The 8,485-nt window shown below is 37.6% G+C and carries 7 protein-coding genes; 3 read left to right on the forward strand and 4 right to left on the reverse strand.

Going from position 1 to position 8,485, the window contains the following annotated elements:
• Window positions 1-581: glycosyltransferase (locus H1P_RS28530; RefSeq protein ID WP_222427292.1), on the forward strand; the 581-nt coding region annotated here is incomplete at its 5' end.
• A gap of 3 nt (window positions 582-584) precedes the next feature.
• Here H1P_RS28530 and H1P_RS28535 read toward each other — a convergent pair.
• The 4 genes from H1P_RS28535 to H1P_RS28550 form a co-directional block, all read right to left on the reverse strand.
• On the reverse strand, window positions 585-2,852 hold the full coding sequence (locus H1P_RS28535) for a response regulator (RefSeq protein WP_144874113.1): 2,268 nt from the start codon (window positions 2,850-2,852) through the stop codon (window positions 585-587).
• Between the two features lie 155 nt (window positions 2,853-3,007).
• Complete coding sequence (locus H1P_RS28540; RefSeq protein WP_144874115.1) at window positions 3,008-5,425, reverse strand: hybrid sensor histidine kinase/response regulator; 2,418 nt, start codon at window positions 5,423-5,425, stop codon at window positions 3,008-3,010.
• Between the two features lie 287 nt (window positions 5,426-5,712).
• On the reverse strand, window positions 5,713-6,756 hold the full coding sequence (locus tag H1P_RS28545) for a threonine aldolase family protein (protein ID WP_144874117.1): 1,044 nt from the start codon (window positions 6,754-6,756) through the stop codon (window positions 5,713-5,715).
• 20 nt (window positions 6,757-6,776) lie between these two features.
• A complete protein-coding gene (locus H1P_RS28550; RefSeq protein WP_144874119.1) occupies window positions 6,777-6,992 on the reverse strand; it encodes a LysR family transcriptional regulator substrate-binding protein in 216 nt (71 codons plus the stop codon).
• 65 nt (window positions 6,993-7,057) lie between these two features.
• On the opposite strand from H1P_RS28550, the gene H1P_RS28555 reads away from it, so the two are divergent.
• Together H1P_RS28555 and H1P_RS28560 are read left to right on the forward strand one after the other, a co-directional pair.
• Window positions 7,058-7,918, forward strand: coding sequence for a DMT family transporter (locus H1P_RS28555; protein WP_144874122.1), 861 nt, complete (start codon window positions 7,058-7,060; stop codon window positions 7,916-7,918).
• Between the two features lie 257 nt (window positions 7,919-8,175).
• On the forward strand, window positions 8,176-8,485 hold a 310-nt coding region (locus H1P_RS28560), incomplete at its 3' end, for a hypothetical protein (protein WP_144874124.1).

Below are 8,485 nucleotides of genomic sequence, written 5' to 3' on the forward strand. Positions count from 1 at the left end.
AAAAAAATGGACTTCCAGTTATCTTCCATATAGTATCAAAAATGAAGTATGGCTCTAAAGTATATACAGATCATCCAAATGCATTTAGATATCAAGAAGATTTAGAGTTAATAAATTTAAATAACGTTGTTTTTCATAAACAAATAAAAAATCAAGAAGTTTTGACTCTATTATCAAAGAGTCATTTTCAAATCATGCCTACGCTACATGATACTTATGGATTTAGCATCATAGAAGGTTTTTCAGTGGCAACCCCTGCTATTACAACTAATGTATGTGCATTACCAGAAATAGTTCGCCCCGATCAAAATGGATATTTACTAGAGCTAGAAGTCAATCAAAACCAAAATTGGACGAAAAAATCATTTCAACGAGGCAGTCAAGAACATTGGGATATTCTTGACAGTACATACAATAATTTAGCCGATCAAGCTTTAAAATTTCTTCAGGAGTTTCTCAAGACACCAGAACATTATGAGCGACTAAGTGCTGGTGCGATTGCTCAAGCTTACAATGTGCATGATTCACAAAAAAACCGTGAGTTACTTGACAATCTTTATTCAGCAATAGCTCAAGGCTAAGTTTTAAACGCAAGCTTGATATAAAGAGTGTAAAGTGTCACCATCTTTAGAAAACTCTGCGATTCCACAGTTAAAAACAGCTTGAAAACGCTCTCCTTTTATAGAAGTAAATATTTGCTTTCTGAGAATAATCAAAACTTGTTTTAAACGTTCTTGGGTTTGAGTTTTATCTAGATAGGGAATACCAATAATAAAATCGCCATTTCCCCAATAGCCAGTTACTTCATTATGGCGGAGAGCAGCTTGTATTACTTTACCCCATTTTACTAATACGCGATCGCCTGTTCCATGACCATATTGAAGATTTATGTGCTGTAGTTGAGTTATTTTCAACACCGCTAAACAAAAAGGTTGCTGATTCTCTTTTGCTTGTTGTAATAAAGTTTCTATCTCACGACTGCTTTGAATCCGATTTTTTAATCCTGTTAAATGATTTTTAGTTGCTAGGTTATGTAAGAGACGACTACGTTCCAAACGATTGTTAATCCTAGCGATTAATTCTACACCCACTACAGGTTTAGAAATATAGTCATCACCTCCTATTTCAAATATTTGCTGAATTGTCTGTGCATCCCGACGCGCAGTCAGAAATAAAATCGGTAATTCTTGCCAATCGGGATCGTTACGGAGAGCCTGGCAAAGTTCAATACCATTAATTTGGGGCATTTCCACATCGAGAATTACGAGATCGGGACGGGTTGTTTGTAGAACTTCCCAAAAGCGTAAAGGCTCTTCTAAAGTAGTAACTCTGATTCCCCACGGCTCTAAAAGCGATCGCAATGCTGCAAGAAAGACTAGATCGTCATCTACAATTAAAATGGAGGAAACCTCCGATTGATTGTGTTCTAATAGTTGATTATTAGTTTGCCAAACTATAGTCGGAGTAACGGGTTTAACTAAAAAACTATTAGCACCAGCACGAGCTACAGCAACGCGATCTTCTAAACTATCAGTAGCCGAAATAACCAATACAGGTATAGCAGGAGTACGAGCATTTAATTGGGTAATTAGAGATAAATATTCTGATTGCTGGGCAATGGTTTCGGTATCAATTACCACTGTGTATGGTGAATTGTTTTGCAACCATGTTTTAGCTAAGGCAGTGTTTTTTACTGAATGCCAACCTATGCCTTGGCTTTTTCCTAGCTGTTGTAATTCTTGACTCAATTGAGTATCAGTAGAAATTAACAATAGCTTCGGTGTCTCAGTTACATCATTGTTAGTTAGGGTTTCATCCAGTGCTAATAAGCTGTCTAAATCTGCTACTAAAGAAATAAACTGCTCTTTTTGTGGAGAATCCAATACTTGATTGTTTTGGAGTAAAGTTTCTATCTCGCAAGCAATTTCTGTTCCCGTATCTCTGGAGAACATACCTAAAACTCCCGCTAATTTATGGGCTGCTTTTTTGGCATTATGATGTAAATCTGGTGATAATTCCGCTTCTTTGACTGTGGCTGCTGCATCTTTTAGTATTTTCATGCGTTCTATCATTTTATCTTGATATTTAAGCCACATTTTCTCCATATTCTGATTAAATTCCTGTTCTATAGAAGAGGAAACAGACTGATTAGGATTTTCTTCAGTCTTTGGAGATTCGACAACTTGAGGATTGAGACGATAGCCAATACCGTAAACATTTTCGATCCAATCTATTACTCCTGCTTTTTTCAGCTTTCTTCGTAATCCTTTGATATGTGCTTTGACGCTTTCTTCTAGGGGAGGATCGTCAAATGTCCAAATTTTATCTAAGATTTGCGATCTGCTATATACTCGTGCGGGATTACGTAAAAATAATTCCAAAAGACTGTATTCTTTAGCAGTCAGTTTAATTAGTTGTTGCTGGTAACTGACTTCGCAACTGCTGGGATTTAAGGTTAGTCCATTAACGTCTAAAATGGTGGTCTGTAATACTTCTCCTCGTCGAGATAAAGCTCTTACCCTAGCGTTAAGTTCATCTAAATCTAAGGGTTTAATTAGATAATCATCTGCACCTGCATCTAATCCTACAATGCGATCTTGACTGGCATTTTTGGCTGTCATCAACAAAATAGGCGTAGTATAACCCTCCAAACGAATTTTTTCACATAAACTCACCCCATCAATGTTGGGTAAATTGACATCTAGTAAAACCAGATCGTATTCTCCAGTTTGCACATATTCCCATCCCAGTTGACCATCTTCTGCTATGTCCACTATATGACGTTGATTTGATAGGGAACGTCTGAGTATTTCAACTAAAATTTCATCATCATCAACTACTAGAATCCGCATAATACGATCGCCCTTTTCTATGACATCTAATCGATTAATATCATGTAATCAACTAGGGAATAACTAGGGAAGTTTTTAACAGAGCTTCGCCAATGAGTTAGATTAATAATTGCTCAATTCAGTGAAAATTTAGTGAACGAGGATTGACTTCAGGCTTATGGTTCAGTTAAATCGATAATGCCATCATAATCATAATTAGCTAGCATCTCTGAGATTGTCTGAGCAATATGTCTCTCGGTATCGGGAATTTGAGCAATTAGCGTTTCAATTTGTTCGGCATCTACAGCGATCGCTGATTGATGAATATCAGTAGCTAATTCTAAAGTTAAAGAGCTTAAATTTTGAGATTTTAGAGGTTTAGTGGCTGCTTTAGGAGCAATATCTTGAGACTCTGTTTTATAAATAAACTTTACGCCCAAATGTTGCGTTAACTTATCGAAAATAATCTGTTCGAGAAATGGTTTACTCACCAGATCGTCACAACTTGCTTCGATAGCTTTTTGTTTTTGTTCTTCAAACGCGGAAGCAGTTAAAGCAATGATAATTGTTTTTGTTCCATGAGGTTGATTTTTGATGTACCTAGTAGCCTCATAGCCATCCATGACAGGCATTCGCATATCCATCCAAATTAGATCGGGCTGCCATTCTTGCCACAAAGCGATCGCTTTTTTACCATTATTAGCTGTACGGGGTTCAAAACCAACAGATTTTAATAACTTTACCAACATCAAGCGATTAGTTTCTCGATCGTCTACTACGGCAATACGATAGTTAGGTTGTCCTGGTGCCAGCTGTTTGATTTGCTGGGTAGGAGATGATACTTTTATTTGAGATAAGTTTGCTAACTTGATTTGAATATCAAAAGTAAAAATAGAGCCTTGGGTTAAAGTGCTAGTTGCCTTAATTGTTCCCCCCATTAATTCAGCAAACTGACGGCTAATGGCTAATCCTAACCCTGTTCCTCCTTCAGCTTGAATGCCACAGGCTGTTTGCACAAAAGGATCGAATAGGTTATCTAACTCTTCTGGTGCAATACCTTTACCTGTATCCGATATTTCCAAACAAAGCTGGGCGCAATCATCCCATAATCGATCCGAAAGACAAACAAATGCTCGTAAAGTTACTCCCCCAGTTTCCGTAAATTTCACAGCATTACTCAAAAGATTAATCAATAACTGACGCAGTTTACGAGCATCACTAACTACGCATTTTGGTAGATTATCAGCCAAAATAAACTTAAACCAAAGTCCTTTGGCTTCGGCTCTAATTTGAAACATCTCCTCAATTGTTTGTAGAAGTTGGTGCAAATCGAAAGATTCTTCATTGAGAGTAATTTTTCCTGCTTCAATTTTGGACATTTCCAAAACATCATTAATCAAATTAAGCAGATGTTCGCCACTACGATTAATAATGCCTAATGATTCCTGTTGTTCTGAGGTGATAGTTGCATCTCTTGCCATTAACTGCGAAAAACCGAGTATGGCATTCAGGGGAGTTCTTAACTCATGACTCATATTAGCTAAAAATAAACTTTTGGCTTGGTTCGCTGCTTCAGCTTCTTGAGCTTTGAGTTGTAATTGACGGCTAGATTTTTCTAACTGTTGACGGGAGAAAGATAGTTGTCTTGCTAACCAATTTACCCCTATAAGTAGCCCCACCACTGATACTAAACCTACTAACACAATAGTACTAGCTAGTTTGCGAGCGGGAGCAAAAGCTTCATCCTGGCTAATTTCCACCAACAGGGCAATATCCTGTTGATTAAGCCAGCGATAAACTCCCAAAACAGAACAATTTGCATAGTTGCGATAAAGCCCATAACCACTAATACCATTCATCGCAGCATTGATACCTGCACTATTTATGCCATTAGAAAAAGTTTGGTTGGACTGGGATTTTCCTGCAATAAAGCTGTTTCTACTAATGAGAGAACCCACTAAATAAGTTTCTCCACTTTTACCTAAACCTGTTTTTTCTCTAACAATGCGATCTATGCGTTCAAGATCGAGATCGACTAAAATCATACCCTGGCGGTTTTCTAGCGGTTTAGCTAAAGTGATGGCGGGTTTTCCCGTTACAGGAGAAACATAAAAGATCGGTGCAAAGCTAGCTCCAATCTCAACTTTTTCTACAGGGGTAACATTGGCTAAGATTTCGTATTCTCCCTCACGCTGTTTATTAGTGGAGAAAATAATTTTATTACTGCGATCTAAAATAAAAATTTCTCTGAGGTTAGGTTTGATTTGATTAACTTCATTTAGATGTTGAGCAAGCACTTGATATGCCTGTTGTTTTTCTTCCGCAAGATTGGAATTAAGTAAAACAGCTAAATTAGCTTGAACATTCGGCATCTGTGTCGTTAGTAAAAAATCTCGTTTCTGATCTACAAACCAACGAGTAATTTCTGCTTCTTTGAGAGTTGCTGCTACGCTAAGGCGATCGAATGCTGCTTGTTCCAAGGCTTCTTTTGCCCGAAAATAAGCTACCCCGCCAACTACACCTACAGTCATTAACGCCAGTAGTAAAAAGTAATTAGCTATTTTCGTAGTTAGGGACAGCTGCGGTAATTTCATCAGGGGGAATTACGAGCGAACATAATAACTAAATTTTGCCTCGTAACATATTTTTATGAAGACTATAACAATATAGTTTAGATTGTTGGTGGTTATTTCTAATTTAGTACAAGTATTTAAATCTCCTTAAAAAAGTGATTCAAGCTCAAGTTGTGACCAATGTTACTGAAGGATTTATCTAAAAAATCATTCTCTCAATTTGCAAATCTTACTTTAACTAGCTTATAGCTAATGGCAAGCGAGCTAATTTTAAAAGGGCTTTTTAGATAAGCGTTACCCTAAAAAGATTAACGCTCAAATTGCTGAGACAGGATTTTGAATACACACACGGTATAATCAACCGCTTCATCATCAATTTCCAAATGAGTGACTAAACGCAGTCGTCGATGACCAAAAATGCTAGCTTTAATGCCGTAATTCTGAAGCTTTGATACCACATCTACAGCGTTAATAGAATCAGGCAATATATCTAACAATACGATGTTGGTTTGAATTGTTTCAACATTAGTGGAAAAAATGGCTAAATTGGAGAGTTGAACAGCAAGTTCTCTGGCTCGCCTATGATCTTCACTCAAGCGTTCAATATGATGTTCTAGAGCCCAAATTCCAGCAGCAGCCAGCATTCCAACTTGACACATACCTCCGCCTAAAGCTAAACGCAGATCGATCGCATTTGTAATGAATTCATTAGATCCTGCCAGAACAGAGCCGATTGGACAACCTAATCCTTTAGAGAGGCAAAAATAAACTGAGTCAAAATAATCTGAAATTTTGTCTGCTGCAATGCCACTAGCAATCACTGCATTCAGCAGACGAGCTCCATCCAAATGCATTGGTATACTGTAGTGCTGTGCAACATCACGAATAGATTGCAGTTCATTGAGGGCATAAATTGTTCCTCCTCCGCGATTATGAGGATTTTCTAAGATAATTAGTCCTGTTTGAAGTTTTTGCAGATTATCAGAATGACGGATTGCTGCCTTAATCCGATCCGCATCGATCAATCCACAATGTCCTTGAAGTGGATGAAACTGAATGCCCAGCCAGCGAGATACTCCAATTTCAGAGTTAAAAATATGTGAGTCATAGTCGCAGATAACCTCCTGTCCAGGATGGGTGTGAGCAGCAATAGCGACCAAGTTTGACATCGTACCACTCGGTAAGAATAATGCTTTTTCCTTACCCAGAAGGGAAGCAACTCGCTCTTGCAGTTGATTAACAGTTGGATCTTCTCCATAAAAATCATCTCCCACTTCTGCATTTGACATTGCAGCCCACATTTGAGGAGTTGGATGAGCAACTGTATCGCTTCGCAGATCGACTTGTCTCATAGTCTTTTTGTTCTTTGCTTCTATTGACTGTCTTTTGAAAACCATTTCTTAGCCAGCACATCTTTTCCTTCAAATAAGATAACTTCAATACCAGGATAGCGTTGCTGAAATTGGCGCAAAAATTTGGGAAGAAAATGAGCAGAGGCACTGGGAAAACTACCTAAGCGAACTTTTCCCGTTTCTAGTCCTATAGCTGCTGATGTCTCTTGCCTAATGCGTTCTGCACAGGTTAACATTTCCTGAGCTTGAATCAGGACTCGTTGACCAATTTCGGTTATTTACCAATTTCATTTATTTATCTATGAAAATATCTGATTTACTAGAATTATTATTGTTGGCTGCGGTTTGGGGTGCTTCTTTTCTCTTCATGCGGATTGCTGCACCAATTTTAGGGCCAGTTTGGCTGATTGAATTACGAGTTTTGTTGGCAGGTTTGGCTTTGTTAATACTATCGATTAGGTTAAATCTACTTGCAGAAATTCGCCGAAATTTTATTCCTTTATTTGTAGTCGGTTGTCTCAACTCAGCTATCCCTTTTCTCTTATTTGCTTTTGCTTCACTCATTTTACCTGCGGGATTTACAGCGATTCTTAATGCTACAGTACCTCTTTTTGGTACGATTATTGCTTTTTTCTGGTTTAAAGAAAAGCTGACATTGAGCCGATTTTTCGGGCTAATTCTTGGTTTTGCTGGTGTGACAATACTCGTTGGTTGGACGAATATACCAATTACCCAGTCTTTTGTGTTGGCAATAGTTGCTGGACTTTCAGCATCTTTAATGTACGCAATCGCTGCCCCTTATCTTAAACAAAATTTAGCTGGAGTCCCATCTTTGGTAGTGGCGACAGGAAGTCAACTTAGTGCAGCGGTCTTCTTATTACCGATAACGCCATTTTTCTTACCCAAGGTATTTCCTTCAGCAGTTGTCATTTTAGTAGTCTTAGCTTTGGCTTTATTTTCCACGGCTTTTGCTTATATTCTTTATTTTCGTTTGATTAATCAGATTGGTGTTAGTAAATCTCTAACGGTTGCTTACCTCATTCCCCTATTTGCGATGCTATGGGGTGCAATTGTACTAAGTGAGCCAATAACTACATCTATGGTTTTAGGCTGTAGTCTAATCTTAACTGGTACAGCGATCGCTTTTTATAGCCAAACTTAGAAAAACCAGGGATGAGTAACATTCAACAAGTTCGCTGGCTAAAATAACTAGAGGTGGAAAGAGGAGCAACAAAAGCTAAACAATGAGAATGTTAGGTCAAATCAACAAATTATTAAAAGCTCCTTCCTCCCCGTGCATCGCGTCTCTGGCTCTATCAAGGTGTATTTCAGACAGCGAAAATTGCTATATTTTAGATGCAAATCATTTATTTGTCTTAATTGGTAATTAAAAGTAAAACAGTTTTAACTAAAAAACAAATGTTTTTATTTTCCAAATATAATGCTCTAACTATAAATCTTATTACCTGTTGTATTTTACTAATTTCCTCTACTAAAAATGCTCAAGCCTTAAAAAAAACTAAAGGATTTAAAACGCTTCCAGAAATCCAACAACCTTCAGAAAACGTTCCGTCATTATCCGAGCGATTTTCTGAAACCAGAAAAAAAACTGAGTTTCTTGACGATCGGACAGAAACCATGCTCAATCGTCATAAAAAATGGTTTCTTATGGGATCGATGATTTTTCTGTGGCTATGTTTCCAAAGTTTTATGAGCTATCGCAGAGATG

Origin of the sequence: Hyella patelloides LEGE 07179 (assembly GCF_900659865.1) — a bacterium.
Classification (GTDB): domain Bacteria; phylum Cyanobacteriota; class Cyanobacteriia; order Cyanobacteriales; family Xenococcaceae; genus Hyella; species Hyella patelloides.

Excerpts from the sequence above, each read along its gene's own strand:
- H1P_RS28545 (WP_144874117.1), bottom strand. The coding sequence starts at position 6,756 with ATGAGACAAGTCGATCTGCGAAGCGATACAGTTGCTCATCCAACTCCT.
- H1P_RS28550 (WP_144874119.1), bottom strand. The coding sequence starts at position 6,992 with ATGTTAACCTGTGCAGAACGCATTAGGCAAGAGACATCAGCAGCTATA.
- H1P_RS28535 (WP_144874113.1), bottom strand. The coding sequence starts at position 2,852 with ATGCGGATTCTAGTAGTTGATGATGATGAAATTTTAGTTGAAATACTC.
- H1P_RS28555 (WP_144874122.1), top strand. The coding sequence starts at position 7,058 with ATGAAAATATCTGATTTACTAGAATTATTATTGTTGGCTGCGGTTTGG.
- H1P_RS28540 (WP_144874115.1), bottom strand. The coding sequence starts at position 5,425 with ATGAAATTACCGCAGCTGTCCCTAACTACGAAAATAGCTAATTACTTT.